Here is a 23,943-nt window from a genome sequence, read left to right on the forward strand (position 1 = left end):
ACAACCACGACGGAGAGGGAACGCGACATGCGCGCAGTGCAGGTGACCGAGTTCGGCGGACCCGAGGTGCTCACCCCCGTCGAGCTGCCCGACCCGGTGGCCGGCCCCGGCGAGGTGCTCATCGACGTCGAACGCATCGGGGTCAACTACGCCGACACCCACCAGGCCGAGAACTCCTACCTCGCGCCGTCCCAGCTGCCGCTCGTTCCCGGTGGTGAGGTCGTCGGGACCCACGACGGCAAGCGGGTCGTCGCCCTGCTCAACGGCGGTGGCGGGTACGCCGAGAAGGCCGTCGCCCCGGCGGCGACCACCTTCCCGGTTCCCGACGGCATCGACGACCTCACCGCGCTGTCCATGCTGGTCCAGGGCACGACCGCCTGGGTCCTGCTCCGCAAGAACGCCCACCTCGAGCCCGGCGAGTCGGTCGTGGTGCACGCGGCTGCCGGTGGGGTGGGGACCGTCGCCGTGCAGCTCGCCAAGGCCTGGGGTGCCGGGCGCGTCATCGCCACCGCGAGCAGTGACGAGAAGCGCGCGCTCGCCCTCGAGCTCGGGGCCGACGTCGCCGTCGACTCCCGTGCCGGGGACATGACCGAGGCCCTGCTCGACGCCAACGGCCGCCGCGTCGACATCGTGCTCGACATGGTCGGCGGCACGACGACCGACCAGAGCATCGACGCGCTCGCCCCGTTCGGCCGGCTGGCCTTCTACGGCATGGCCGGGCGCGAGAACCCGAAGCCGGTCGAGCTGCGCAACATCCTCGGCCACAGCACCACGATCAGCGGGATGTGGCTGCCGCACGTCTTCCGGCTGCCGGGCAACGTCTTCGCGACGGCCCTCACCGAGCTGTTCGACCTGGTGCTGGCGGGCAAGCTCAAGGCGATCACGGGCGGCGAGTACGCGCTCTCGGACGCCCGGGGCGCGCACGAGGCCCTGCGTTCCCGCAAGACCGTCGGCAAGCTACTGCTCGACCCCGGCAAGTAGCGGGTTCGCCAGGAGGTGTTCCAGGGGTGCCGCCTTGTGGAGGCACTCCTGCCACTCCGCCTCCGGGTCCGAATCCGCCGTGATGCCGCCGCCCACGCCGAGGGCGATCGTCCCTCCGGAAATCTCGAACGTCCGGATCGCGACGTTCAGCTCCAGTCCCGCCACCGGTGACACCAGCCCGATCGCGCCCGTGTAGACCCCACGGCCGCGGCTCTCCAGCGCGGCGATCAGGTCCAGCGCGCGGATCTTCGGCGCGCCCGTCACCGACCCCGGCGGGAACGTCGCGTCGAGCAGTTCGGAGTCCGGGACCGAAGGCCGCAGCACTCCCGTCACCGTCGAGTCCAGGTGCCAGACCCCCGGCGCCGGCCGGACCTCCAGCAGCGAGGGCACCGTCACCGAGCCGACCTCGCACACCCGGCCGAGGTCGTTGCGCACCAGGTCCGTGATCATCACGTTCTCCGCGACGTCCTTGGTGGACCGGCGCAGCAACGCGGCGTTCCCGTCGTCCTCCGGCCCGCGGCGGGGGAGGGTCCCCTTGATCGGCGTCGACCGCACCGAACGTCCGTGGCGCGCGAGGAACAGCTCCGGAGAGAACGAGACCACCGATCCCCACGAGCCGGACAGGAAGGCCGCGCGGCGGGGGGCCAGCGACCGGACTCCGGCCGCGAACAACGCCGACGGCGAGCCGGAGAACGTGCCCGTGAACCGCGCGCAGATGTTGGCCTGGAACAGCTCGCCGGCCTCGATCGCGTGCACGCACGCCTTGACCGCGTCCCGGTGCTCCGACGGCAGCGGACGCCGCAGTGGCCCCGCCGTCCACGAACGGGCCGGAACAGCCGCGGCCAGCAGTGACTCCATTGTGGACAGCGAGGGGCCGCCGCCGTCCAGGGATTCCAGGTAACAGGTGCCCGAGGCGGACCACCGCAGCACGTGGTCCGCCCAGCTCCACGCCGAAGCGGGCAGCGAACCGGTCCGGTGCGAGGGGTCGGCCAGGTCGTAGGCCAGGTACCCGAACCAGCCGCCGCCGACCACGCCCGGCTCGGCGTCGGCCTGCTCGGTGAGAGCCGGAAAAGCGCCGGGCGACAGGTCCGGCGACGGCGCGATCACCGCCCGGGAAGAAAACCACTCGCCGGACAGCATCGCGGGCGGCGGCAAGCCGCGTGCGGCGGCGTGGTGGGCGAGTACCGAGAAAGCGCGCGACGGCGTCAGGTTCGTCCGGAGCGGCCTGCTCGTCACGCGCATGGCGACATACCACCACACGTCAGAGCAGCAGGTCGCCCAATGTGAACGGGTACACGACGGCGTTCTGCTCCACCGGCGCGGCGATGCCGGGCACGTCCGGGGCGTACGCGTGCTGGTGCACGCCGAGCCGCGAGTGGAACCAGCCCGCGCGCCCCGGGATGCCGTTGTGCCGGACCAGCCACAGCACGACCTCGCTGTCGGCCCAGCGGTCCGGGTGCAGCCGGTGCTGCCAGCAGTCGTGGTCGGCGTAGACCAGCACCCGTTCGATGCGCGCCGCGTGCCGGACGTGCTTGATCCACGCCTTGACGAACCGGTCGTCGACGCTCGGCGCCGCCACCTCCAGCGCCGGCGCCAGCGACCCGGGGGCGAACGCGCCGAGCCTGCTCGCCGTCCGCACGAAGAAGTCGGCCTGGTCGTGCACCGCACCGGGCCGGGCGTAGTGCCGTCCGCCGGCGTGCAGCCCGGCTTCCTGCGCGCCGGCCAGGTTGCGCTCCGCGGCGGGGTTGCTCCAGTTGACGTTCTCGCTGATCGTCACCGAGACGAACCGGGTCTGCGCGGCGCGCACGGCCTGCCAGTCGGTCACGTGCTCGCGGTGGGACAGCGAGATGCCGAGTTCACTCTCCGGCTCTGTCACGGTCCCGCCCCCGGCGCGTCGGTGGAGAGCACACCATACGTCGCCGGAGGCGGACCCGCAGTGAACGCACCCGCGGGTTTGATCAGGCGTTTTCCTTCTGGAAGGTCCGTGTTCCCCACCACAGGGACAACACCGCCATCACCAGCACCACGACACTGCCCGTGAACAGCGCATCCATCGTGAAGTCACCGCCGAAGCTGTTCCGCTCGACGTCGACGACGTGCCGGAACGGGTTGATCCGCGAGACCGTGTAGAGCCAGTCCGGCGCCTTCCCGGCGGTGATCGGCAGCAGGATCCCGGAGAGCAGCAGCAGCGGGATGAGCACCGCGTTGAGCAGGGCGGGGAACGTCTCCTCGCTCTTCAGCGTCAACGCCAGCGCGTAGGAGCACGATGCCAGCGACACCGCGAGCAGGAACACGATCACCAGGCACAGCAGCACGCCGCCGACGGGTGCGTCGAGGGGAAACACCAGCGCGGCCAGCGCGATGATCAACACGGCCTGCACCACGGCCTGCAGCGCGTTGGCCAGTACCTTGCCCAGCAGCAGCGCGATCCGGCTGACCGGCGTCACCCGGAACCGCTCGACGACGCCGGAGCGGTATTCGGCCAGCAGCCCGAAGCCGACGAACGAGCTGCCGAACAGGGCCAGCTGGGCGATCAGCGCCGGGGTCAGCAGCATCCAGCCCTGCACTTCGGTCAGGCCCTGGCCCTGCATGGCCTGCACCATCAGCGGCCCGAAGAGGAACAGGTACAGCAGCGGCTGCATGATGCCGATCAGCACCCAGGTCGGATTGCGCAGCGCCGCGGTCATGTCGCGGCGGAAGATCAGCCAGGTGTCACGCAGCACGGCCGGCCTCCTCCGCTTCCCGCAGCGAACGCCCGGTCAGGGTCAGGAAAACGTCGTCGAGCGTCGGCCGGTGGACCTGGACCGACAGCATCGTGATGCCCTTGGCGTCCAGGGCGCGCAGCAGCTCCGGCAGTGCGACGTCGCCGCGCGGCACCCGGAACCGGACCTCCCCGCCGTCGGTGGACAGCTCCTGCGCGCCGGTGAGCCGCCCGGCGATCTCGGCGGCGTCGGTGGCCTGCCCGGGGTCGACACCCACTTCGACGCGGTCGCCGTTGACCCGCGCCTTCAGCGCGTCCGGCGTCCCCTCGGCGACGATCCGGCCGTCGTCGATCACGATCAGCCGGTCCGACAGCGCGTCCGCCTCGTCGAGGTAGTGGGTGGTGAGGAACACCGTGACGCCCTGGTCGGCGCGCAGCCGGCGGATGTGCTCCCACAGGTTGGCGCGGCTCTGCGGGTCGAGGCCGGTCGACGGCTCGTCGAGGAACACCAGGGCCGGCGAGTGGATCAGCCCGAGCGCGATGTCGAGCCGCCGCCGCTGCCCGCCCGACAGCGTCTTGGTCAGCCGCTGGTCCAGCCCGGTCAGGTCGAGCTGCTCGGCGAGTTCGGCGCCGCGCGCGATCGCGTCGGCCTTGCTCATCCGGTAGAGCCTGCCCTGCAGTTCCAGCTCGTCGGCGACCTTGCTCTCCGGTGCGCTGCCGCCGCCCTGGGCGACGTACCCGATGCGCTTGCGCACGCCCAGCGGGTCGGACAGCAGGTCGCAGCCGCCGACGGTCGCGGTGCCCGCGGTCGGCTTCAGCAGCGTGGTCAGCATGCGCAGTGTGGTCGTCTTCCCGGCGCCGTTGGGCCCGAGGAAGCCGACCAGCTCGCCCGCTTCGACGTCGAGGTCGACGCCCTTCACCGCGTGGACTTCGCCCCCAGTGCGGCCCTTGCGGCGGAACCGCCGCTCGAGACCGCGTGCCGTGATCATGAGAACCCCTCCCGAAAAGTAGTCAAGCTTGACTAGCTGAGCCGCACACTGTGCCTCAGAAGAGTGCACTAGTCAAACTTGATTACCGGGTGGGTGGCTCGCCGAACGCCTCGGCGGACTCGTCGGCCATCACGTACTCGCCCGCCTCCAGCCGGGCGATCAGCGCCGCCAGCCAGGTGAGGCTCGCGTCGGTGATCCCGCCCCACAACCGGTACAGCTCGCCCACGTGCTCAGGCGTCCCGAGGCCCATGTTGACCTTCAGCTCCTCGAGCATCAGCTCCGCCTGCCGCTGCTCGGCTTCCAGGTGCACCAGCCGGTGCCGGAGCAGGTTGATCACGCGCGCCCGGGGCAGGGTGGTCATCAGCGAGATCGCGGCCGACAGGTCGGGGTGGTTGAGCTGGGGGTCCGACAGCGCCTTCGACAGCAGCACCTGGTACTCCTGCTCGCCCTCGCCGGTGAGCCGGTAGGCGATCCGGTCCGGGCCGCCCTCGCCCGGTTCGACGTCGACCTGCTCCAGCAGGTCCTCGGCGGTCATCTTCTTCAGGGCGTGGTAGATCGACCCGGGCTGGACGTTCGCCCACTTGTCCGCCGACCAGGTCAGCAGCTCGCGCCGCACCTGGTAGCCGTGCGCGCGGCCGTACATGCGCACCACCCCGAGCACGAGCAGCCGTGTCGCCGACAACCGGGCCTCCCTCTCGACAAAGCGTGTGACGCCCTCCGTAGGCTAATAAGGTATGAGCACCCCTGTGTTGACCGCGGTGGCCTGGCCCTACGCCAACGGCCCCCGCCACATCGGCCACGTGTCCGGATTCGGCGTCCCGTCCGACGTCTTCTCCCGCTACCAGCGAATGGCCGGCAACCGGGTGCTCATGGTCTCCGGGACCGACGAACACGGCACCCCGATCACCGTCCAGGCGGACAACGAGAACTCGACCCCGCAGGAGACCGCGGACAAGTACACCCGCCAGATCGGCAACGACCTGCAGGGCCTCGGGCTGTCCTACGACCTGTTCACGCGGACCTCCACCGGCAACCACGCCGAGGTGACGCAGCAGATCTTCCTGGCGCTGCACCGCAACGGCTACGTCGTGCCGAAGACCACGCGCGGCGCGATCAGCCCGTCCACCGGCCGCACGCTGCCCGACCGCTACGTCGAGGGCACCTGCCCGATCTGCGGGTACGACGGCGCGCGCGGCGACCAGTGCGACAACTGCGGCAACCAGCTCGACGCCGCGGAGCTGATCAACCCGAAGTCGCGGATCAACGGCGAGACTCCGAAGTTCGTCGAGACCGAGCACTACTTCCTCGACCTGCCGGCGTTCACCAAGACCCTCGGCGACTGGCTGGGCACCAAGAACGACTGGCGCCCGAACGTCCTCAACTTCACCAAGAACCTGATCGACGACATGCGGCCCCGGCCGATCACCCGCGACCTCGACTGGGGCGTCAAGATCCCCCTCGACGGCTGGCGCGACCAGCCGCTGAAGCGGTTCTACGTCTGGTTCGACGCGGTGATCGGCTACTTCTCGGCCAGCGTCGAGTGGGCGCGGCGCTCCGGCAACCCGGACGCGTGGCAGGAGTGGTGGAACAACGCCGACGCCCGGTCCTACTACTTCATGGGCAAGGACAACATCACCTTCCACGCCCAGATCTGGCCGGCGCTGCTGTTCGGGCACAACGGCGAGGGCGACAAGGGTGGCGAGCCGGGCAAGTACGGCAAGCTGCACCTGCCGGACGAGATCGTCTCGAGCGAGTTCCTCACCATGAGCGGCTCGAAGTTCTCGACCTCGCGCGGGCGCGTCATCTACGTCGAGGACTTCCTGCGCGACTTCGGCCCGGACACGCTGCGGTACTTCATCTCGGTCGCCGGTCCGGAGACCCAGGACACCGACTTCACCTGGGACGAGTTCGTCCGCCGGACCAACTTCGAGCTGGCCAACGAGTGGGGCAACCTGGTCAACCGGTCCATCTCGATGGCGCACAAGAACGTCGGCGCCATCCCGCGCCCGGAGGCCCCGACGGCGGCCGACGAGGACCTGAAGGCGTTGTCCCGCAAGGCGTTCGACACCGCCGGCGCGCACCTGGCCCGGTCCCGGTTCAAGCTGGCCGCGGCCGAGGCGATGAAGGTCGTCACCGCGGCGAACAAGTACATCTCCGACCAGGAGCCGTGGAAGCTGAAGGACGACCCCACGCGGCGCGACACCGTGCTGCACACCGCGCTGCAGGTCGTCAGCGACGCGAACACGCTGCTGACGCCGTTCCTGCCGCACTCGGCGCAGAAGGTGCACGAGGCCCTCGGCGGCACCGGCGTCTGGGCCGCCCAGCCGGAGCTCAAGGAGGTCGACGACCTCGACATCGACGGCCGGGTCAACCCGATCCTCACCGGCGACTACGCGGCCGAGCAGGCGAAGTGGGCGTCGACGCCGATCGAGGTCGGCAAGCCACTGGCCAAGCCGTCGCCGTTGTTCACCAAGCTCGACCCGGCGCTCGGCGAGACCGGTCCGGAGTGGGCGCCGATCATCAAGGAGTAAGAGGTATGCATGGGTGACGAGAAGCGCGAGCTGCCGCCGGTCCCGGACCGGCTCCCGGTGTCGGTGGTGGACGCGCACACCCATCTCGACGCGTGCGGCGCGGTCACCGCGGCCGATGTCACGGCCATGGTCGACCGCGCCGAGCGCGCCGGCGTCGCCCGCGTCGTCACGGTCGCGGACGACCTCGCCTCGGCCCGCTGGGCCGTCGAGGCGGCGGGCTGGGACCGGCGCGTCTTCGCCGCGGTCGCGATCCACCCGACCCGGACCAAGGGGTTCGGCGAGGCCGAGCGGGCCGAGGTGGAACGCCTGGCGGCCGGCGACCGCGTGGTCGCCGTCGGCGAGACCGGCCTCGACTACTACTGGGACTACTCGCCGCACGACGCCCAGCAGGAGGCGTTCCGCTGGCACATCGACCTCGCGAAGCGGCTGGGCAAGCCGCTGATGATCCACGACCGCGAGGCCCACGACGACGTGCTGCGCATCTTGGCCGAAGAGGGTGCGCCGAATGCCGTAATCTTCCATTGTTTTTCCGGGGACGCGGAAATGGCCCGCAAGTGCGTCGACGCGGGATATGTCCTTTCCTTCGCGGGCACCGTCACGTTCAAGAACGCGAAAGGCCTCCACGACGCGGCCCGCCTCTGCCCATCCGGGCAGTACCTCGTCGAGACCGACGCGCCGTTTCTGACCCCCCACCCGTTCCGTGGGCGGCCGAACGAGCCGTTCGGCGCCGCCTACACCGTCCGTCACCTCGCGGCGCTCAGGGGCGAAGCTGTCCACGAAGTCGCCGAATCGGTCCGGACCACCGCGGAGCGGATCTACCGACTCCCCAGTGTCACAACGGGTTGAACGCATTGCGACAACCGGGTTCCCCGCTCGTCCACCTGATGGAGTGACCCAGATCACGACACTCCGGGGGGTGTTTGCGCAACCCGCCGCGACCCGTTACTGTCCCGTGATCGTGCCGGTCGGTACTGCGCATGCAGTTGCCGACTGTTACGCCCACAGTCACGTCAGTGCACGTCGGGGAAGCGGAACCGGGAGCGGTACGGCCCGGAACCGTGACGATGGCGCCGGCTGCGGGCCCAGACGTAAAGACGTCGCCCCGAACGATGTCTTGGGAAAGGGAACGACCCGGTGACAGGTAGCAGACAGGCTGGAGCGCGCTCCGCGGCCGTCCTCGAGCGCGATTTCGAGAACACTGCGTACGGCCAGCTCGACTTCTCCGACGACCCGAACATCACGCAGCAGGACATCCTCGCCGCGCTCGGCCCGGACGCCGACGCGATGATGGCCGAGATCGACGTCGACGTCGACGAACTGATCCGGCTCATCAACGCCGAGACGACGTTCCTGCCGCCGATCGTCATCCCGGACGGGCTCGACGAGGACCGGACCATGTCCCCGCAGGCCAAACGGGCCTCGCTGGACGAGGGTCTGCGCGAGACCACCAAGATCTGGAAGCGCCGGTTCCTCAAGGGCGCCGTCCTCAGCGTCATGATCAGCGTCGCCGGCGGCGGCGCGGCCGCGCTGGCGATGAACAAGAGCATCACCGTCGACGTCGACGGCCACCAGCAGACCGTGCACTCCTTCGGCGACACCGTCGGCGAGGTGCTCGAGGACGCGGGCCTGTCCGTCGGCGCGCACGACTCGCTGTCCCCGTCCCCGCAGGCGGAGGTCGGCGACGGCGGGGTCATCAAGCTCGAGCGCGGCCGCCAGCTGAAGATGATCGTCGACGGCGCGGAGCACACCTCCTGGGTCCGCGCGACCCACCTCGGCGACGCGCTGTCCCAGCTCGGCATGGCCGGCATGGACAAGCCCGGCACGTGGATGTCGATGCCGAAGGACGGTGAGCTGCCCCTGCAGGGCGCGACCGTCGAGATCAAGACCCTGAAGAACATCACCCTGTACGACGGTGCCAACGCGCCGAAGCAGGTGAAGACGACCGCGGTCACGACGAAGGAGTTCCTGGGCGAGTACAAGCTCACCCTGGGCCCGGAGGACCAGGCCGAGGGTGGCCTGGACGTCAAGCTGACCGACGGCGCCGAGGTGCACATCAGCCGCACCGGCGTCTCGACGGTCAAGCAGAAGGAGAGCATCGACCCGCCCGAGCAGCGCGTCGACGACCCCGACCTGGCCAAGGGCAAGACGCAGGTCGAGGACCCCGGCACGCCCGGCGAAAAGGAAGTGACCTACAAGGTCACGCAGAAGAACGGCAAAGAGGTCGGCCGGGAGAGCATCTCCGAGAAGGTCATCACCCAGCCGAAGCCGAAGATCGTCCACGTCGGCTCCAAGCAGGCCCCGAACCCGGAGATCGGCGACGGCTCCGCGTGGGACCGCATCGCCCAGTGCGAGTCGGGCGGCAACTGGGCCATCAACACCGGCAACGGCTACTACGGCGGCCTCCAGTTCGACAAGCGCACGTGGGACGCCTACGGCGGCGACGAGTACGCCGCGCTGCCGAACCAGGCCTCGCGTGAGCAGCAGATCGCGGTCGCGGAGAAGGTCAAGGCCGGCCGCGGCGGCAGCTACAGCGCCTGGCCGGTCTGCGGCAAGAAGGCCTGACGCTTTCCCGAACGGCCCCCGTCCCACGTGGACGGGGGCCGTTTCGCGTGTCGTCCTCCCCATCACGCGTGTCGTCCCTCCAGTCACGCGAGTTCCGCCTTCAATCACGCGAGTTCCGCGCTCGATCACGCGAGTTCCGCCGCCGATCACGCGAGTTCCGCGGTCAAGTAGGCTCGCCCGGTGGTTGAACTGCTGGGACCTGCCGAGATCCGCGGGCTGGCGGCCGAACTCGACGTGCGGCCGACGAAGAAGCTCGGGCAGAACTTCGTGCACGATCCCAACACCGTCCGCCGGATCGTCGAGCTGGCGGACGTCGCCCCCGGTGACGTCGTCCTCGAAGTCGGGCCGGGGCTCGGGTCGCTGACCCTCGGGCTGCTCGCCACCGGCGCCCGCGTCGTCGCCGTCGAGATCGATCCCAAGCTCGCCGAGCGGCTGCCCAAGACCGTCGCCGAACGCGGGCCCGAGGCCGCGGGGAACCTCACCGTCGTCGGCGCCGACGCCATGCGCGTCACCCGGGAGGAACTGGGTGAGCCGACCGCGCTCGTCGCCAACCTGCCGTACAACGTCGCCGTGCCCGTCGTGCTGCACCTGCTGGCCGAAGTGCCTTCGCTGAAGTCCGGGCTCGTCATGGTGCAGACCGAGGTCGCCGACCGGATGGCCGCCGGCCCCGGCAGCCGGATCTACGGCGTGCCGAGCGTCAAGCTCGCCTGGTACGGCTCCGCGCGCAAGGTCGCCGCCGTGCCACGCTCGGTGTTCTGGCCGGTGCCGAACGTCGATTCCGCGCTCGTCGCGTTCGAACGCGGCGACACGACGGCGTCCGAGGACCGGGACCTGCTCTTCGGCCTGGTGGACGCCGCGTTCTCACAACGCAGGAAGACGCTCCGGGCCGCGCTCGCGGGCTGGGCGGGTTCGGCCGAGCGCGCCGGCGAGCTGCTGACGGCGGCCGGGATCGACCCCCGGACCCGCGGTGAACAGCTCGGCGTGCACGACTTCGCCCGGATCGCCGCCGCGCGTTAGCGATCCACAGCGTTCAAACTCCACAGTGGAAGGGTGAAAAAGGCCCCCATCGGCCCCGATCCCGCCATTCGGACACCGCCACTCGTGTGATCTGGGCCAACAGGCTTGCGTTCGCTCCTCGGGATCGGTTTTACTCAGTACGTCCATCCCGAGCGACTGAGAGACCTGGCTCGCCGAAGTCGCAGCAACCACCCTCCACAGGGCAGGTGCTACCGCCAGGACCGATGGAGGCCGTTTTCGATGAAGAGGGTAGCTCGCCCCCTGCTCCTGACCAAGCGTCGCGTTGTCGACGAAGGCCGCCGCTCCGTGACCGCATGTCGACGCTCCAACTGAGCTTGTCGTAGCCGGTCCACCTCTTCTTCACGCACCGTCCGAACAGGACGGAACTTGCTTGCGGCCGGGTGCCGCCATGCGCGCACCCCGTTTTCTGGAGCCTTCGTGATCACCGTCGAAAACCTGTCCAAAACCTTTGCCACCAACGGAAACTCCGTCATCGCGCTCCGGGACGTGAGCGTCGACGTCCAGGCCGGCTCGCTCTTCGGCGTGGTCGGCCCCGCCGGGTCCGGCAAGTCCGTCCTCGCCCGGTGCATCGCGCTGCAGGAGCGCCCCGACCGCGGCGTCGTCCGCCTCGACGGCCTCAACACCGGAACCCTCGACGGCCGCCGCCTCCGCGAGATCCGCCGCCAGCTCGGCGTCGTCTCGACGAAGCCGGAGCTGATCGCCGAGCGCACCATCGCCGGCAACATCGCCTCCCCGCTCGAGCAGCTCGGCGTCGACGGCCCGCAGCGCCGCAGCCGGGTCGGCTCGCTGCTGGACCTCGTCGGCCTGACCCCGCGCGCCGCGCAGCGTCCCGGCGAGCTGTCCGCCGGTCAGCTGCGCCGCGTCGCGGTCGCGAAGGCCCTGGCGGCGGCTCCCGCCGTGCTGCTCGCCGACGACCCGACCGCCGGCGTCGACCCGGAGGAGGCCGGCGCGGTGCTCGCCGTTCTCGACCGGGCGCGCTCCGAGCTGGGCACCACCGTCGTCATCACGACGCCGGACGCGGGCGTGGTCCGCCGGGTCTGCGACGACGTCGCGGTGCTGGAGGACGGCACGGTCGTCGAGCGCGGCACGGTTCTCGACCTGATCTCGAACCCGGCCAGCCGCACCGCGCAGGCGCTGCTGCCGGCCATCGAGACCGTCCGCTCGCAGGCGGCGCGCTACGACCGCTCGGCCGACGTCGTGCTGGTCGGCTTCGCCTCGGTCGGCGCGCTGCTGCCCGAGGCCGCGGGCCGCTTCGACGTCGAGTTCGCCACCATCGGCGGCGGCCTGACCCGCATCGGCGACACCCCGGTCGGCCGCTTCCGCCTCGGCGTCCGCGGCGAGCGGGCCGACGCGGCGCTGGCGTGGGTCGCCGAGCGCGGTGGCCATGTGACGTACACCGCCCGCGGTCCGCAGGGTGTCGCGGCTGCTTGACTGACCGGGTTTTCGGGGGTTCCGGGTGGCGGAGCCCCCGGCCCGGGGCGAAGCCACGGCTGCCACAGCAGCGCCCCGATGCGCAGGTCGCATCGGGGCGTTTCCGTGGGCACGTAGGCTGGTCGGGTGCTCGCCGTAGTTCCGCCCCCAGTCACCGTCCGGGTCCCGGCCAAGGTGAACCTGCACCTGTCGGTCGACGACCTGCGCGAAGACGGTTACCACGAGCTGGTGACCGTGTTCCAGGCGCTGTCGCTGACCGACGAGGTGACCGTCGCGGTCACCGAAGAGCCCGGCATCGAGGTCTACGGCGAGGGGGAGGGTTCGGTCCCGACCGGCCCCGAGAACCTGGCCTGGCGGGCCGTCGAAGCGCTGGCCGAGCACGTCGGCCGCACCGGTGAACCGAAGGTCCGGGTGGTGCTGCGCAAGGGCATCCCGATGGCCGGCGGCATGGCGGGCGGCAGCGCCGACGCGGCGGCGACGCTCGTCGGGCTGGCGAGCCTCTGGAACCTCGACGTCACCCGCGACGAGCTGGCCGAAATCGCCGCCGGGCTGGGCAGCGACGTCCCGTTCGCGCTCTACGGCGGCACCGCGCTGGGCACCGGCCGCGGTGAGCAGCTGGTCCCGGTGCTTTCGCGGCACACGTTCCACTGGGTGCTGGCCTTCGCCGCCGAAGGGCTGTCGACGCCGAAGGTGTTCGGCGAACTGGACCGCCTGCGCGCGGCCGGCAACCCGCCCCGCATCGGCTCGCACACGCCGGTCGTCGAGGCGCTGGCCTCCGGTGACCCGCGCCAGCTGGCCCTGCTGCTGGGCAACGACCTCCAGGCGGCCGCCGTTTCGCTGCGGCCCGACCTGCGCCGCACGCTCCGGGCGGGCGTCAACGCGGGCGCGCTCGCGGGCACGGTGTCCGGCTCCGGCCCGACGTGCGCGTTCCTCTGCGAAGACGCGCAGTCGGCGGTGGAGGTCGCGGCCGAGCTGTCGGGCGCGGGCGTGTGCCGGACGGTCCGCGTGGCCCACGGCCCGGTCCCCGGCGCCCGCGTCGTCGGCGGGGACGACGCGCCGCGCCCGGCACCGCCGCGGGTGCACGCGTGAAGCACGCCGAGTTCGCGTTCCCCGGTCCGCTGCGCGACAAGCTGGTCGCGGCGATCCTGCGCGGGGAGAAGACGTCGACCACCGGCCTGGTCGCCGAATACGAGAAGTACGGCGAAGAACTGCCCGTCGTCGGCGAGCGCGAGCTGATGATCGACTCGGCGGGCGTCGGGGTCGCGATCCTCGAGACCACCGAGGTGCGCGTGCTGCCGCTGTCCGAAGTGGACTTGCAGCACGCGCTCGACGAGGGCGAAGGCGACAAGAGCGTCGCCGAGTGGCGAGCCGGCCACACGCAGTACTGGCAGAGCGCCGAAATGCGGGCCGCGCTGGAAGATCCGGAATTCACCGTGGACGACACGACCATGGTCGTGGCGACCCGGTTCGTCATCGTGGAGAGGATCGGCTGAACGGATGGCCAACCTGGTCAATCTCGAGTCGGTGAGCAAGTCCTACGGGGTGAAGCCACTGCTGGACGGCGTTTCCCTCGGCGTCGCGGCCGGGCAGCGCATCGGCGTCGTCGGCCTCAACGGCGGCGGCAAGACCACCCTGCTGGAAGTCCTTTCCGGACTCGCCGAGCCGGATTCCGGGCGGGTGAGCCACGTCGGCGGACTGCGGATGGCCGTGGTCACCCAGCGGACCGAGCTCCCGGACGGCAGCACGGTCGGCGAAGTGGTGCTCGAACGCTACGGAGCCGAGCACGAATGGGCCGCCGACGCGCGCGTCCGATCCATTGTGGACGGATTGGGCATCACCGCGATCGGGCTCGAAACGCCCACCGCGAACCTCTCCGGCGGTGAGCGGCGCCGAGTGTCCCTGGCCGCCGCGCTGACCGGCGAGCTCGACCTCGTCGTCCTCGACGAGCCGACCAACCACCTGGACGTCGAAGGTGTCCAGTGGCTGGCCGACCACCTGCTGAACCGGCGGATCGCGGTCGTGGTCGTCACGCACGACCGGTGGTTCCTCGACACCGTCGCCACCCTGACGTGGGAGGTCGCGAACGGCCGCGTCGAGCAGTACGAAGGTGGTTACGCCGACTGGATCTTCGCGCGCGCCGAGCGGGCGCGGCTGGCCGCGACGGCCGAGGAGAAGCGGCAGAACCTGGCCCGCAAGGAGCTGGCGTGGCTGCGCCGCGGCCCGCAGGCGCGTTCGTCGAAGCCGCGTTACCGCATCGAGGCGGCCGAAGCGCTGATCGCCGACGTCCCGCCGCCGCGGGATTCCGTCGAACTGCAGGCGTTCGCGAAGCGGCGGCTCGGGAAGACCGTGCTGGAGCTGGAAGACACGACCTACCGGGTCGGCGAGCGGACGCTGCTCGACCACGTCACCTGGCGGATCGGCCCGGGCGACCGGATCGGCCTGGTGGGCATCAACGGCTCGGGCAAGACGTCGCTGCTGAAGCTGCTCGGCGGGGACGTCGAGGGCTCGACCGGCCGCCGGGTCGAGGGCAAGACGGTCGCGCTCGCGCACCTGCGCCAGGAGCTCGACGACCTGCCCGGCGACCTGCGCGTGCTGCAGGCGATCGAGCAGGTGGCCGGGCGCGTGGTGTTCGGCAAGCAGGAGATGACGGCGTCGCAGCTGGGCGAGAAGCTCGGGTTCCCGCAGGCACGCCAGTGGACCCCGGTCGCGGACCTCTCCGGCGGCGAGCGGCGCCGGCTCCAGCTGTGCCGGCTGCTGATGGCCGAGCCGAACGTGCTGCTGCTCGACGAGCCGACGAACGACCTGGACATCGACACGCTGCAGCAGCTGGAGGACCTCCTCGACGGCTGGCCGGGCACGATGGTCGTGGTGTCCCACGACCGCTACCTGGTGGAAAGGGTGTGCGACACGATCGTCGCGTTGTTCGGCGACGGCCGCATCACCCACCTCCCGGGCGGCATCGAGGAGTACCTGAACCGCCGCGCCCTCGCCAAGGAACCGGCGGCCGCGACGGCCCCGACGGCGGCCAAGACCGAGGCGAAGAAGTCGGCGGCGGATCTGCGGGCGGCGCAGAAGGAACTCGGCCGGTTGGAGCGCAAGCTCGACCAGCTGCACGCGAAGGAGGAGAAGCTCCACTCGGCCCTGCTGGAAGCGGCGACGGACCCGGCGAAGCTGATGGAGCTCAACGCGCAGCTGAAGGGCGTCCAGGGCGAGATCGAGGACGTCGAGGGCCGCTGGCTGGAAACGTCCGAGCTGCTGGAGTGACCAGGCTCCTCGGGCCGGACGAGCCCCTCGGCGTGCGGCAGCTCCGGCGGATCGCGGTGGCCGGGCCCGCGGGATCGGGCAAGTCCACCCTGGTGCCGACCCTGTGCGAGCGCTTGGGGTGCCGTACGTGTCACTCGAATCCTTCTACCTCGGGCCCGGCTGGACCGTGCGGGAGACGTGGGAAGCCGAGGTGCTCGGCTTCCTGGACGGCGACGTCTGGGCCATCGAGTGGCAGGGCGAAGAAGTCCGGGAACGGATGACAGCCCGCCTCGACGTGCTCGTGTGGCTCGACCACCCCCGTGCAACGCCAGGTGGACAGCTGGCTGCGGGGGCCGGTTTCCGCTTTGCTCGGCGGACGTTGACGCCGAGACAGTAATGTTCCAGCCATGAGCAGGTTCGTGGACACGCTCGTCGCCACCGCGACGGAGCGAGGTCAGCAGCGTGGCATGGTCACCGGGGAGCCGAAGGAGCCGGTCCGGCGGACCTGGGCCGAGGTGCACGAAGAAGCCCGGCGGATCGCCGGCGGGCTCGTCGCGGGCGGGTTCGAGCGCGGGACGGCGGTCGGGGTGCTGGCCGCCGCGCCGGTGCTGATCGCGCCGACCGTGCAGGCCGTCTGGCTGGCCGGTGGCAGCGTCACCATGCTGCACCAGCCGACCCCGCGCACCGATCTCGCCGAATGGGCCGAGGACACCGTGCGGGTGCTCGGGATGATCGGCTCCGGCCTCGTGCTGCTGGGCGAGCCGTTCGACCAGCTGGCGCCCGTGCTGGAGCAGAAGGGCATCGGGTTCAAGCTCATCACCGAGCTGGCCGCCGCCGAACCGCTGCCGGACGTCGTCACCACCGACGAGGGCGACACCGCGCTGCTGCAGCTGACGAGCGGCTCGACCGCCGACCCCAAGGCCGTGCGGATCACCTACGGGAACCTGTACTCCAACGTCAAGGCCATGGTCGAGCGCGCGGAGTTCGACTTCGACGTCGACGTGATGGTGTCGTGGCTGCCGACGTTCCACGACATGGGGATGGTCGGCTTCCTGACCGTGCCGATGACCTTCGGCGTCGAGCTGGTCAAGATCACGCCGGTCGAATTCCTGTCCGGGCCGCTGATCTGGCCGGAGCTGATCACGAAGTACCACGGCACCACAACGGCGGCGCCGAACTTCGCGTACGCCATCGTCGGGCGCCGGATGGCCCGCGTCGACTCCGATGACGCCTACGACCTCTCGAAGCTGCGCATCGCGCTGAACGGCGCCGAGCCCATCGACGAGACCGCTGTCCAGACCTTCGTGGACGCCGGAGCCCGGTTCAAGATGCCGGCGGAGTGCGTCTTCCCGGCCTACGGCATGGCCGAAGCGACGCTCGCCGTGTCGTTCGCGCCGCTGTTCACCGGGCTCACCCTCGACGTCGTCGAGGCCGACGCGCTCGAGGCGGACAACCGCGCGGTGCCCGTCCCCGAAGGCGACCCGCGGCGCGGCACCGACGGCGTCCGGTCGTTCGCGCTGCTCGGCCGGCCCCTCGACGGGCTGGAAGCGGAGATCGTCAACGACGCGGGCGAGCGGGTCGGCGAGCGCGAGGTCGGCGAGATCCGGCTGCGCGGCGAGGCCGTGACGCCCGGCTACCTGACCATGGACGGGCCGCTCGACACGCAGGACGCCGAGGGGTGGCTGAACACCGGCGACCTCGGCTACCTGGTGGACGGCCAGATCGTGATCTGCGGCCGCCGCAAGGACGTGATCATCATGGGCGGCCGCAACCTGTACCCGACGGACATCGAGCGCGCGGCGACCTCGGTCGAGGGCGTGCGCGCGGGCAACGCGGTGGCGGTCCGGCTGGACGCGGGCAGCCGCCGCGAGCGGTTCGCGGTGGTCGTCGAGTCGAAGCTGGCGGGGGACGCCGAGGCCGAGAAGAACCTGATGAAGCAGGTGTCGGCCCGCGTCCGGGACGCCGTCGACATGCGGCCGTACGCGGTGGTCGTGCTCCCGGCGGGCAGCCTGCCGAAGACGCCGTCGGGCAAAGTCAAGCGCGCGGCGACGGCCCAGCAGTTCGCCGACCGCATCAAGAAGAACGCCGACGCCTGATCGAGGGTCAGCGCTGCTGGACGCGCACCGCGCGGAGCGTCGGCGGGGTGGCGCGCTCGGCCGTGGCCTCCGGGGCCGTGCGGGCGCCGGGCAGGTCCGGGGCCTGGCCGGTGCGGGCGGCGAGCTGGTGCTCCACCGCGTCGAGGAACTCGTCGACCTCTCGCTCGTCGTAGCCGCGCTTGCCGATCAGCGGCTTCGCGAACATCACGTGGTGCACTTCGGCGGCGGTCAGGTCGTCCTCGTCGGCGAGCGTCTTGGCGATGCGCCGGACGAACGCGTCCACCTCGTGCTTCGCGTAACCACGGCGGCCGATCGGGGCGTTGCCGAAGGTGACGTCGGCGAGGTCTTCGACGGTGAACGACATGGAACTCTCCGATTCCGGGATGGGGCGGGTGCGAACTCCCGTACACCGTCCTAACCCGTGAACAGGCTGCCCGAAAGGGGCTGCCCCCAACCTCACCCCGACGGGCGGCCTCACGCCCGCCTTCGGGTGAGCTTGCGCTACGCAGCGCTGTGTGGCCGGGTTCACAGGGTGACATCCGGGTTCTTCGCCCGCGCCACCTGAAGCGTCAGCTGCGCCCGAACCACTTCCGGGGGCCCTGCGGCCGCCGCTCCTCCTCGACCGCCGCCGGCCGCGGGTTGCGCAGCTCCACCAGGGCGGCCTCGGCCTCGTCGAGGAACAGGTCGACCTGGGCCTGGTCGTAGCTGCGCATGCCGACCGGCATGATCGTGAACTCGACGTAGTGGATGTCGTCCGGTGTCAGGATGTTCCGCCCGGCCAGCGCCTCCGCGATGAGGTCGAGGAAGGCGTCCACCTCGTCCTCGTTGTAGCCGCGACGGCCGAACCGGGGTTTGCCGAAGGCGATCGACCGGGCTTCGTCCGGAGTCATGGCTTCACCTCGCCACCCATGTCAGCCCGCGTGGAAGGAGTTCTGCGCGGCCGCGAGGCCGGTGCCGATCAGCGCTTCGGTCGCGTCCGCGCACCGGTCCACCTCCAACGGGAGTTCCTTGCGCTCGACCGTCGAAAAGTCCTTCAGCACGAAGTCCGCCGGGTCCTGGCGGCCGGGCGGGCGGCCGATGCCGAACCGCACCCGGTAGTAGTCGCGGGTGCCCAGCGACTTCGTGATCGAGCGGAGTCCGTTGTGGCCGTTGTCGCCGCCGCCGAGCTTCAGCTTCAGCGCGCCGAAGTCGACGTCGAGCTCGTCGTGCACCACGACGATGCCGGACGGCTCGACCTTGTAGAACCGCGCCGCGCCGGCCACCGGACCGCCGGAGAGGTTCATGTACGAGCGCGGCTTCACGAGCACCACGCGGCGGCCGGCCAGCCGGCCCTCGAGCACTTCGCCGCCGGTCTTGTGCGTCTTGAACTTGCCGCCGACGCGGGCGGCCAGCTCGTCCAGCACCATGAACCCGACGTTGTGCCGGTTTCCGGCGTACTGGGGTCCGGGATTGCCGAGGCCGGCGAGCAGGATCAGCTCGCCGGCCCCAGGCAGGTCTTCGGTCATGCGGTGATGTTATTCGGCGGCTTCGGCCGACTCTTCGCCCGCTTCGGCTTCGTCGCCGGCCTCTTCACGCTGCGGCTCGTTGACGGCCACGACGAGCGACTCCGGGTCGGTGACCAGGGTGGCGCCCTGGGGCAGCTCGACCTGGCCGGCCAGCACCTGGGAACCGATCTCGAGGCCCTCGATCGAGACCTCGAACTGCTCCGGGATGTGCAGCGCCTCGACCTCGACCTGCAGGGTGTCGACGTCCTGGTTGACCAGGCCGCCCGGGCCGGGGTTGCCGGTCACGACGACGGGGACGTCGACGACGATCTTCTCGCCGCGCTTCACGACCAGCAGGTCGACGTGCTCGATGTAGTTCTTCAGCGGGTGGACCACGATGGTCTTGGTCAGCGCCAGCTCGACCGCGCCCTCCAGATCCAGCGTGATGACGGCGTTCGAGCCGTTCTCGCGGACGACGCGGGCGAACTCGATCGCCGGCAGCGCGAAGTGCCGCGGGTCCGACCCGTGGCCGTAGAGGACGGCGGGGATCTTGCCGGCGCGACGCGTGCGGCGCGCGGCGCCCTTGCCGAACTCGGTGCGCGGCTCGACGGACAGACGTACCTCGGACACGGTGTGGCACTCCTTCAAATCAACGACAGCATGCTGCGGCGGGGGAAGCCGATGTGTTCTGTTCAAGGAAGTTTCGGCGGCGAGTTTCCGGGCGTGCACGACGACAGGGGCTACTCGAGCCGCCGCGTCGATCACGCCGGGCACCCCAGAAGGGCCCCACCTCGCCGAGACAACCTCAAGAGTGTAAACCAACCTCATCACGGTGGGTTGCGGCGGGGGCCCGGCCCAGGCTAGAACCCTCCTGGAACCCGGTACGTGACGACACAAATCCGGTGGCGGGACAACGCCGGCCGAGGTGTGCTCGGTAGCGGGAGAGCAGGGGGCGGAAATGCGGGCTCGAGGGAGCAAGGTGGCAGCGGTGCTGCTGCTGGGTGGATTGCTGGCGGGCTGCCAGGTGGCGGTCGCGGGCACCGCCGGTGTCTCCGCGGCCGACCAGGCGACGGCGGACCGGCGCGCCGAGGAGCGCGCGGCGGTCGACGCGGCCCTCACGGCGCTGGGTCAAGCACCGGCGATCGCGCTGAAGTCCACGGTGCAGGGAGCCGAGCAGCAGTTCCGGATCACCCGCGGCGGTTACGCCATCGGCGGGCTGCCGCTGGACGGCCGCTTCATCCAGGTGACGGCCGCCGCCGCCCAGTTCTACCTGCAGGCCGACGCCGACTACTGGAAGGCGCACGCCATCGACGAGGGCACGCAGTTCGGCACGAGCTGGGTGCGCTCGCTCGGCTCCGAACTGCCCTTCGACCCGGCGGCCCGGCTCACCCCGCCGGCCCTCGCCGCGGGGCTGCGCAAGGCGCTGACCGGGCTCGACCGGCCGAGTGAGCCGGTCAAGGCGAAGCTGCCGGACGGCACCGAGGTCTACCAGCTCGGCGCCGCGCCCAGCGTCCTGCGCGTCACGACGGCCAAGCCGAACCGCGTCGTCAGCTTCGCCCCGGCGCTGCTCGACCCGCAGGCCGGCCCGAAGTACGGCGCCGAGTTCGGAGTCGCCGCGCTCACCGGGGACGCGGTGAAGACGTTCCACACCGACTTCGACGCCGCCGTCGGCGGGCTGGGGCAGCCGTTCGAGGGGCTGGTGCAGGCCAGCGCCCTCGTCACCAACGACCACCTCGACTGCAAGGACTTCGTCGGCTCCTGCACGACGACGGTCGACGTCTCCAACAGCGTCGTCGGCACGCCGGCGTCGGGGGAGAAGAGCGTCATCCACATCACCCTTTCGGTCGAGGTCAGCGCCGAGTCGCTCGGTGCGCAGACGTGCACGGCGGCCGGGGACGCGGAGCCGTACAAGACGATCCAGCTGTCCTGCGGGGTGAAGTTCAAGCTGCCCAACCGCACGGCCAGCTACCAGGTGCTGTCGAAGCCGACCGCGACGGCGGAGGTCCGCGCGGGCCTGGACGTCGACGCCGTCAAGCAGAAGGTGGCCGCGGAGTTCGCCGGCCTCGGCGGCTGACCTGGACACCTACCCCCGGGTGTGTTGCTTCCGTTGAAGTAGGTGATCTCCCGTTCCTAGCATCGGTCGTGCAGACTGATGACTGACGAGGAGATTCCATGGCCAAGCTGGTGGTTTTCGGGGCGACGGGGTACGCCGGGGGCAGGATCGGCGCCGAAGCGCTGCGTCGCGGCCACGAGGTCGTCGGGGTGGCGCGCCACGCCGGCTCGGTGCCCGAGGGCGTCGACGAGCGGCAGGGCTCGCTGCACGACGAGGAGTTCGTGGCGGGCTTGGCGAAGGACGCCGACGTCATCGTGGTGGCCACCCCGGCCCGCGAGATCGACGGCAAGAAGCTGATCGACGCGGTGCCGGCCCTGGCGCGGATCGCGAGCGAGAACGGCGTCCGGCTGTCGTTCGTCGGCGGCGCGGCGAGCCTGCACGTGGCCGAGGGCGGCCCGCGGCTGTTCGACACCCCGGAGTTCCCGGCCGAGTACAAGGACGAGGCCGGCAGCCACGCCGAGGTCCTCGGCCTGCTGCGCGAGCAGCCCGAGAGCCTCGACTGGTTCTACGTCAGCCCCGCGGCCGAGTTCGGCGCGTGGACTCCCGGGGAGCGCAAGGGCGAGTTCCGCATCGGTGGCGACGTCCTGCTGACCGACGAGAACGGCAAGTCCCACATCGGCGGCGACGACTTCGCGATCGCCTACGTCGACGAGATCGAGCAGCCGAAGCACCGCCGCGCGCGCTTCACCGTCGCTTACTGAGGTTCGCAGCGGAAAGCCCGCCCTCCCCAAGCCGGGGAAGGCGGGCTTTCCGCTTCGAACCTCAGGCGTTGCCGTCGAAGAGCGACGTCACCGAGCCGTCTTCGAAGACCTGCTGGATGGCCTCCGCCAGCATCGGGGCGATCGACAGCACCGTCAGCCCCGGGAACCGCTTCTCCTCGGGGATCGGCAGCGAGTTCGTCACGATGACCTCGCGCGCCTTGCACGACGAGAGCCGCTGGGTGGCCGGGTCGGACAGGATGCCGTGCGTCGTCGCGATGACCACGTCCGCCGCGCCCTCGTCGATCAGGGCCTCGGTGGCCTTCACGATCGTGCCGCCGGTGTCGATCATGTCGTCGATCAGGACGCAGAGCTTGCCCTCGACCTTGCCGACCACGCGGTTGGCCACCGCCTGGTTCGGCTTGTCCGGGTCGCGCGTCTTGTGGATGAACGCGATCGGGCGGTCACCGAGCTGGGCGGCCCACTTCTCGGCCAGCCGCACGCGGCCCGAATCCGGGGAGACGACCGTGATGTCCGCGTCGCCGTAGGTGGCCTTGATGTGGTCGGCCAGCACGGTCTGCGCCATCAGGTGGTCGACCGGGCCGTCGAAGAAGCCCTGGATCTGCGCGGTGTGCAGGTCGACCGTCATGATCCGGTCGGCGCCCGCGGTCTTGAACAGGTCCGCGATCAGCCGCGCCGAGATCGGCTCGCGGCCCTTGTGCTTCTTGTCCTGGCGCGCGTACGGGTAGAACGGCATCACCACGGTGATCCGCTTCGCGCTCGCCCGCTTGAGCGCGTCCACCATGATCAGCTGCTCCATCACGAACTCGTTGATGGGCGTGGTGTGCGCCTGGATGACGAAGGCGTCCGTGCCGCGGACGGACTCTTCGAACCGGACGAACAGCTCGCCGTTGGCGAACGTGTGCGCCGTCTGCGGGGTGATCGTCACGTTGAGGTGCTGGGCCACTTCTTCGGCGAGCTCCGTGTGCGCGCGTCCGGAGAAGAGCATCAGGTTCTTCTTCGGCGTCCCTTGCTTCGGACTCATGCTGGCGACTCCCCGTCGGTTCCTGCTGCTGAATCGGCGTCGAGGGCGGCCTGGGCCGCCTCCGCCGCGGGCGTACCCGGCCGGCGCCGGATCGCCCAGCCTTGGATGTTGCGCTGCGGCGGCGCCGACACCGCGAGTGTGCCCGGCGGGACGTCTTCGCGGATCACGGCACCCGCACCACTGTAAGCGCCGTCACCGATGCGCACCGGGGCGACGAAGGTGTTGTCCGCGCCCAACCGGACATACGACCCGATAACGGTCCGGTGCTTGTGCACGCCGTCGTAGTTCACGAACACACTGGAGCAGCCGATGTTGCTGTGCTCACCGATCGTGGCGTCACCCACGTAGGTCAGGTGGGGCACCTTCGTGCCGGCGCCGATGTCGGCGGCCTTCGTCTCGACGAACGCGCCCAGCTTCGCCTGGACGCCCAGCTTCGTGCCCGGCCGCAGGTAGGTGAACGGGCCGACGTTGACGCCGTCACCGAGCTCCGAGTCCGAGCCGTGCACGCGGACCACCGAGGCGCCCGCGCCGATGGTGACGTTCGTCAGGGTGCTGTCCGGGCCGACCGTGCTGCCCTCGCCGACCGACGTCGTGCCCTTCAGCTGCACACCGGGCTCGATGACGACGTCACGGGAGAGGGTGACGCCGGCGTCGATCCAGGTCGTGGCCGGGTCGGTGATCGTGACGCCCTCGCGCTGCCAGCGCCGCACGATCCGGCGGTTGAGCTCGGCGCCGAGCGCCGACAGCTGCACGCGGTCGTTGACGCCTTCGGTGAGCCACGGGTCGTCGACGACCAGTGCGCCGACGTGCAGCCCGTCGCCGTTCGCGATGCCCAGCACGTCGGTGAGGTAGAGCTCGCCCTGCGCGTTGTCGGTCGAGAGGCGCGAAAGGCCGTCGCGCAGCACCGCCGCGTCGAAGGCGTAGACGCCCGAGTTGATCTCGGTGATCGCCGCCTGCTCCGGGGTGGCGTCCTTGTGCTCGACGATCCCGGTGACCTTGCCGGCGCTGTCCCGCACGATCCGGCCGTAGCC

24 protein-coding genes and 1 riboswitch are annotated in these 23,943 nt (G+C 70.7%); of the genes, 13 read left to right on the forward strand and 11 right to left on the reverse strand.

The features are described 5' to 3' along the window. The first annotated feature begins 27 nt into the window (after positions 1 to 27). A complete protein-coding gene (locus ACFVYA_RS29345; protein ID WP_387049529.1) occupies positions 28 to 981 on the forward strand; it encodes a zinc-binding alcohol dehydrogenase family protein in 954 nt (317 codons plus the stop codon). Here the strand turns inward: ACFVYA_RS29345 and ACFVYA_RS29350 are convergent. From ACFVYA_RS29350 to ACFVYA_RS29370, 5 genes are all read right to left on the reverse strand, one after another. Then, entirely contained in the window at positions 958 to 2,223 is a 1,266-nt protein-coding gene (locus ACFVYA_RS29350; protein ID WP_387049532.1) for an aminodeoxychorismate synthase component I, read from the reverse strand. The genes ACFVYA_RS29345 and ACFVYA_RS29350 overlap by 24 nt on opposite strands. 19 nt (positions 2,224 to 2,242) lie before the next feature. After that, positions 2,243 to 2,857 carry a glycoside hydrolase family 25 protein gene (locus ACFVYA_RS29355; protein WP_285986332.1) on the reverse strand — a complete coding sequence of 205 codons (615 nt, stop codon included), beginning with the start codon at positions 2,855 to 2,857 and terminating at the stop codon, positions 2,243 to 2,245. A gap of 82 nt (positions 2,858 to 2,939) precedes the next feature. Beyond that, positions 2,940 to 3,704: an ABC transporter permease gene (locus tag ACFVYA_RS29360; RefSeq protein ID WP_387049534.1), complete on the reverse strand. Its 765-nt coding sequence runs from the start codon at positions 3,702 to 3,704 to the stop codon at positions 2,940 to 2,942. Beyond that, entirely contained in the window at positions 3,694 to 4,671 is a 978-nt protein-coding gene (locus ACFVYA_RS29365) for an ATP-binding cassette domain-containing protein (RefSeq protein ID WP_387049536.1), read from the reverse strand. The genes ACFVYA_RS29360 and ACFVYA_RS29365 overlap by 11 nt, the downstream gene beginning before the upstream one ends. An 82-nt stretch (positions 4,672 to 4,753) precedes the next feature. Then, the gene (locus ACFVYA_RS29370) at positions 4,754 to 5,353 is read right to left on the reverse strand and encodes a PadR family transcriptional regulator (protein WP_387049538.1); all 600 of its coding nucleotides are present in this window, start codon (positions 5,351 to 5,353) and stop codon (positions 4,754 to 4,756) included. Positions 5,354 to 5,405: 52 nt separating this feature from the next. Between ACFVYA_RS29370 and metG the strand changes: the two genes are divergently transcribed. The 10 genes from metG (at position 5,406) to ACFVYA_RS29420 (ending at position 17,572) form a co-directional block, all read left to right on the forward strand. After that, a complete protein-coding gene (metG, locus tag ACFVYA_RS29375; RefSeq protein WP_387049540.1) occupies positions 5,406 to 7,202 on the forward strand; it encodes a methionine--tRNA ligase in 1,797 nt (598 codons plus the stop codon). Positions 7,203 to 7,211: 9 nt separating this feature from the next. Further along, positions 7,212 to 8,048, forward strand: coding sequence for a TatD family hydrolase (locus ACFVYA_RS29380; protein ID WP_387049542.1), 837 nt, complete (start codon positions 7,212 to 7,214; stop codon positions 8,046 to 8,048). Positions 8,049 to 8,336: 288 nt separating this feature from the next. After that, on the forward strand, positions 8,337 to 9,764 hold the full coding sequence (locus ACFVYA_RS29385) for a transglycosylase family protein (protein ID WP_387049545.1): 1,428 nt from the start codon (positions 8,337 to 8,339) through the stop codon (positions 9,762 to 9,764). Between the two features lie 180 nt (positions 9,765 to 9,944). Beyond that, on the forward strand, positions 9,945 to 10,781 hold the full coding sequence (gene rsmA / locus ACFVYA_RS29390) for a 16S rRNA (adenine(1518)-N(6)/adenine(1519)-N(6))-dimethyltransferase RsmA (RefSeq protein ID WP_387049547.1): 837 nt from the start codon (positions 9,945 to 9,947) through the stop codon (positions 10,779 to 10,781). 140 nt (positions 10,782 to 10,921) lie between these two features. Then, positions 10,922 to 11,012, forward strand: a riboswitch (SAM riboswitch). Between the two features lie 207 nt (positions 11,013 to 11,219). After that, the gene (locus ACFVYA_RS29395; RefSeq protein ID WP_285986324.1) at positions 11,220 to 12,233 is read left to right on the forward strand and encodes a methionine ABC transporter ATP-binding protein; all 1,014 of its coding nucleotides are present in this window, start codon (positions 11,220 to 11,222) and stop codon (positions 12,231 to 12,233) included. 126 nt (positions 12,234 to 12,359) lie between these two features. Next, positions 12,360 to 13,322 (forward strand): 4-(cytidine 5'-diphospho)-2-C-methyl-D-erythritol kinase, encoded by a 963-nt coding sequence (locus ACFVYA_RS29400; RefSeq protein ID WP_285986323.1) that lies wholly within the window; start codon positions 12,360 to 12,362, stop codon positions 13,320 to 13,322. Continuing rightward, positions 13,319 to 13,726, forward strand: coding sequence for an ASCH domain-containing protein (locus ACFVYA_RS29405; protein WP_285986322.1), 408 nt, complete (start codon positions 13,319 to 13,321; stop codon positions 13,724 to 13,726). Before ACFVYA_RS29400 ends, ACFVYA_RS29405 begins: the two co-directional genes overlap by 4 nt. A 4-nt stretch (positions 13,727 to 13,730) precedes the next feature. Next, on the forward strand, positions 13,731 to 15,497 hold the full coding sequence (locus tag ACFVYA_RS29410) for an ABC-F family ATP-binding cassette domain-containing protein (protein ID WP_387049550.1): 1,767 nt from the start codon (positions 13,731 to 13,733) through the stop codon (positions 15,495 to 15,497). Between the two features lie 127 nt (positions 15,498 to 15,624). Continuing rightward, the gene (locus tag ACFVYA_RS29415) at positions 15,625 to 15,873 is read left to right on the forward strand and encodes a hypothetical protein (protein ID WP_387049552.1); all 249 of its coding nucleotides are present in this window, start codon (positions 15,625 to 15,627) and stop codon (positions 15,871 to 15,873) included. A 10-nt stretch (positions 15,874 to 15,883) separates the two neighbouring features. Then, entirely contained in the window at positions 15,884 to 17,572 is a 1,689-nt protein-coding gene (locus ACFVYA_RS29420) for a fatty acyl-AMP ligase (protein ID WP_387049553.1), read from the forward strand. A 7-nt stretch (positions 17,573 to 17,579) separates the two neighbouring features. On the opposite strand, the gene ACFVYA_RS29425 is transcribed toward ACFVYA_RS29420, so the two are convergent. From ACFVYA_RS29425 to ACFVYA_RS29440, 4 genes are all read right to left on the reverse strand, one after another. After that, positions 17,580 to 17,936: a DivIVA domain-containing protein gene (locus ACFVYA_RS29425; protein ID WP_285986318.1), complete on the reverse strand. Its 357-nt coding sequence runs from the start codon at positions 17,934 to 17,936 to the stop codon at positions 17,580 to 17,582. A gap of 205 nt (positions 17,937 to 18,141) precedes the next feature. Beyond that, the gene (locus ACFVYA_RS29430; RefSeq protein ID WP_285986317.1) at positions 18,142 to 18,462 is read right to left on the reverse strand and encodes a DivIVA domain-containing protein; all 321 of its coding nucleotides are present in this window, start codon (positions 18,460 to 18,462) and stop codon (positions 18,142 to 18,144) included. 21 nt (positions 18,463 to 18,483) lie between these two features. After that, positions 18,484 to 19,077, reverse strand: coding sequence for an aminoacyl-tRNA hydrolase (gene pth / locus ACFVYA_RS29435; protein ID WP_387049555.1), 594 nt, complete (start codon positions 19,075 to 19,077; stop codon positions 18,484 to 18,486). 9 nt (positions 19,078 to 19,086) lie between these two features. Beyond that, the gene (locus tag ACFVYA_RS29440) at positions 19,087 to 19,686 is read right to left on the reverse strand and encodes a 50S ribosomal protein L25/general stress protein Ctc (RefSeq protein WP_285986315.1); all 600 of its coding nucleotides are present in this window, start codon (positions 19,684 to 19,686) and stop codon (positions 19,087 to 19,089) included. Positions 19,687 to 20,035: 349 nt separating this feature from the next. Between ACFVYA_RS29440 and ACFVYA_RS29445 the strand changes: the two genes are divergently transcribed. Both ACFVYA_RS29445 and ACFVYA_RS29450 read left to right on the forward strand, forming a co-directional pair. After that, entirely contained in the window at positions 20,036 to 21,130 is a 1,095-nt protein-coding gene (locus ACFVYA_RS29445; protein ID WP_285986314.1) for a hypothetical protein, read from the forward strand. Between the two features lie 98 nt (positions 21,131 to 21,228). Continuing rightward, positions 21,229 to 21,870, forward strand: a complete 642-nt coding sequence (locus ACFVYA_RS29450) for an NAD(P)-dependent oxidoreductase (RefSeq protein ID WP_387049557.1) — start codon at positions 21,229 to 21,231, stop codon at positions 21,868 to 21,870. A gap of 61 nt (positions 21,871 to 21,931) precedes the next feature. On the opposite strand, the gene ACFVYA_RS29455 is transcribed toward ACFVYA_RS29450, so the two are convergent. Further along, entirely contained in the window at positions 21,932 to 22,912 is a 981-nt protein-coding gene (locus ACFVYA_RS29455; RefSeq protein WP_387049559.1) for a ribose-phosphate diphosphokinase, read from the reverse strand. Then, positions 22,909 to 23,943: bifunctional UDP-N-acetylglucosamine diphosphorylase/glucosamine-1-phosphate N-acetyltransferase GlmU (gene glmU, locus ACFVYA_RS29460; RefSeq protein WP_387049560.1), on the reverse strand; the 1,035-nt coding region annotated here is incomplete at its 5' end. The genes glmU and ACFVYA_RS29455, both read right to left, overlap by 4 nt.

It is taken from the genome of Amycolatopsis sp. NPDC058278 (assembly GCF_042881395.1).
In the GTDB taxonomy this organism is placed as follows: domain Bacteria; phylum Actinomycetota; class Actinomycetes; order Mycobacteriales; family Pseudonocardiaceae; genus Amycolatopsis.

Excerpts from the sequence above, each read along its gene's own strand:
- ACFVYA_RS29345 (WP_387049529.1), top strand. The coding sequence starts at position 28 with ATGCGCGCAGTGCAGGTGACCGAGTTCGGCGGACCCGAGGTGCTCACC.
- ACFVYA_RS29410 (WP_387049550.1), top strand. The coding sequence starts at position 13,731 with ATGGCCAACCTGGTCAATCTCGAGTCGGTGAGCAAGTCCTACGGGGTG.
- ACFVYA_RS29380 (WP_387049542.1), top strand. The coding sequence starts at position 7,212 with ATGGGTGACGAGAAGCGCGAGCTGCCGCCGGTCCCGGACCGGCTCCCG.
- ACFVYA_RS29450 (WP_387049557.1), top strand. The coding sequence starts at position 21,229 with ATGGCCAAGCTGGTGGTTTTCGGGGCGACGGGGTACGCCGGGGGCAGG.
- ACFVYA_RS29420 (WP_387049553.1), top strand. The coding sequence starts at position 15,884 with ATGAGCAGGTTCGTGGACACGCTCGTCGCCACCGCGACGGAGCGAGGT.
- ACFVYA_RS29350 (WP_387049532.1), bottom strand. The coding sequence starts at position 2,223 with ATGCGCGTGACGAGCAGGCCGCTCCGGACGAACCTGACGCCGTCGCGC.
- ACFVYA_RS29430 (WP_285986317.1), bottom strand. The coding sequence starts at position 18,462 with ATGACTCCGGACGAAGCCCGGTCGATCGCCTTCGGCAAACCCCGGTTC.
- metG (WP_387049540.1), top strand. The coding sequence starts at position 5,406 with ATGAGCACCCCTGTGTTGACCGCGGTGGCCTGGCCCTACGCCAACGGC.
- pth (WP_387049555.1), bottom strand. The coding sequence starts at position 19,077 with ATGACCGAAGACCTGCCTGGGGCCGGCGAGCTGATCCTGCTCGCCGGC.
- ACFVYA_RS29425 (WP_285986318.1), bottom strand. The coding sequence starts at position 17,936 with ATGTCGTTCACCGTCGAAGACCTCGCCGACGTCACCTTCGGCAACGCC.
- ACFVYA_RS29365 (WP_387049536.1), bottom strand. The coding sequence starts at position 4,671 with ATGATCACGGCACGCGGTCTCGAGCGGCGGTTCCGCCGCAAGGGCCGC.
- ACFVYA_RS29455 (WP_387049559.1), bottom strand. The coding sequence starts at position 22,912 with ATGAGTCCGAAGCAAGGGACGCCGAAGAAGAACCTGATGCTCTTCTCC.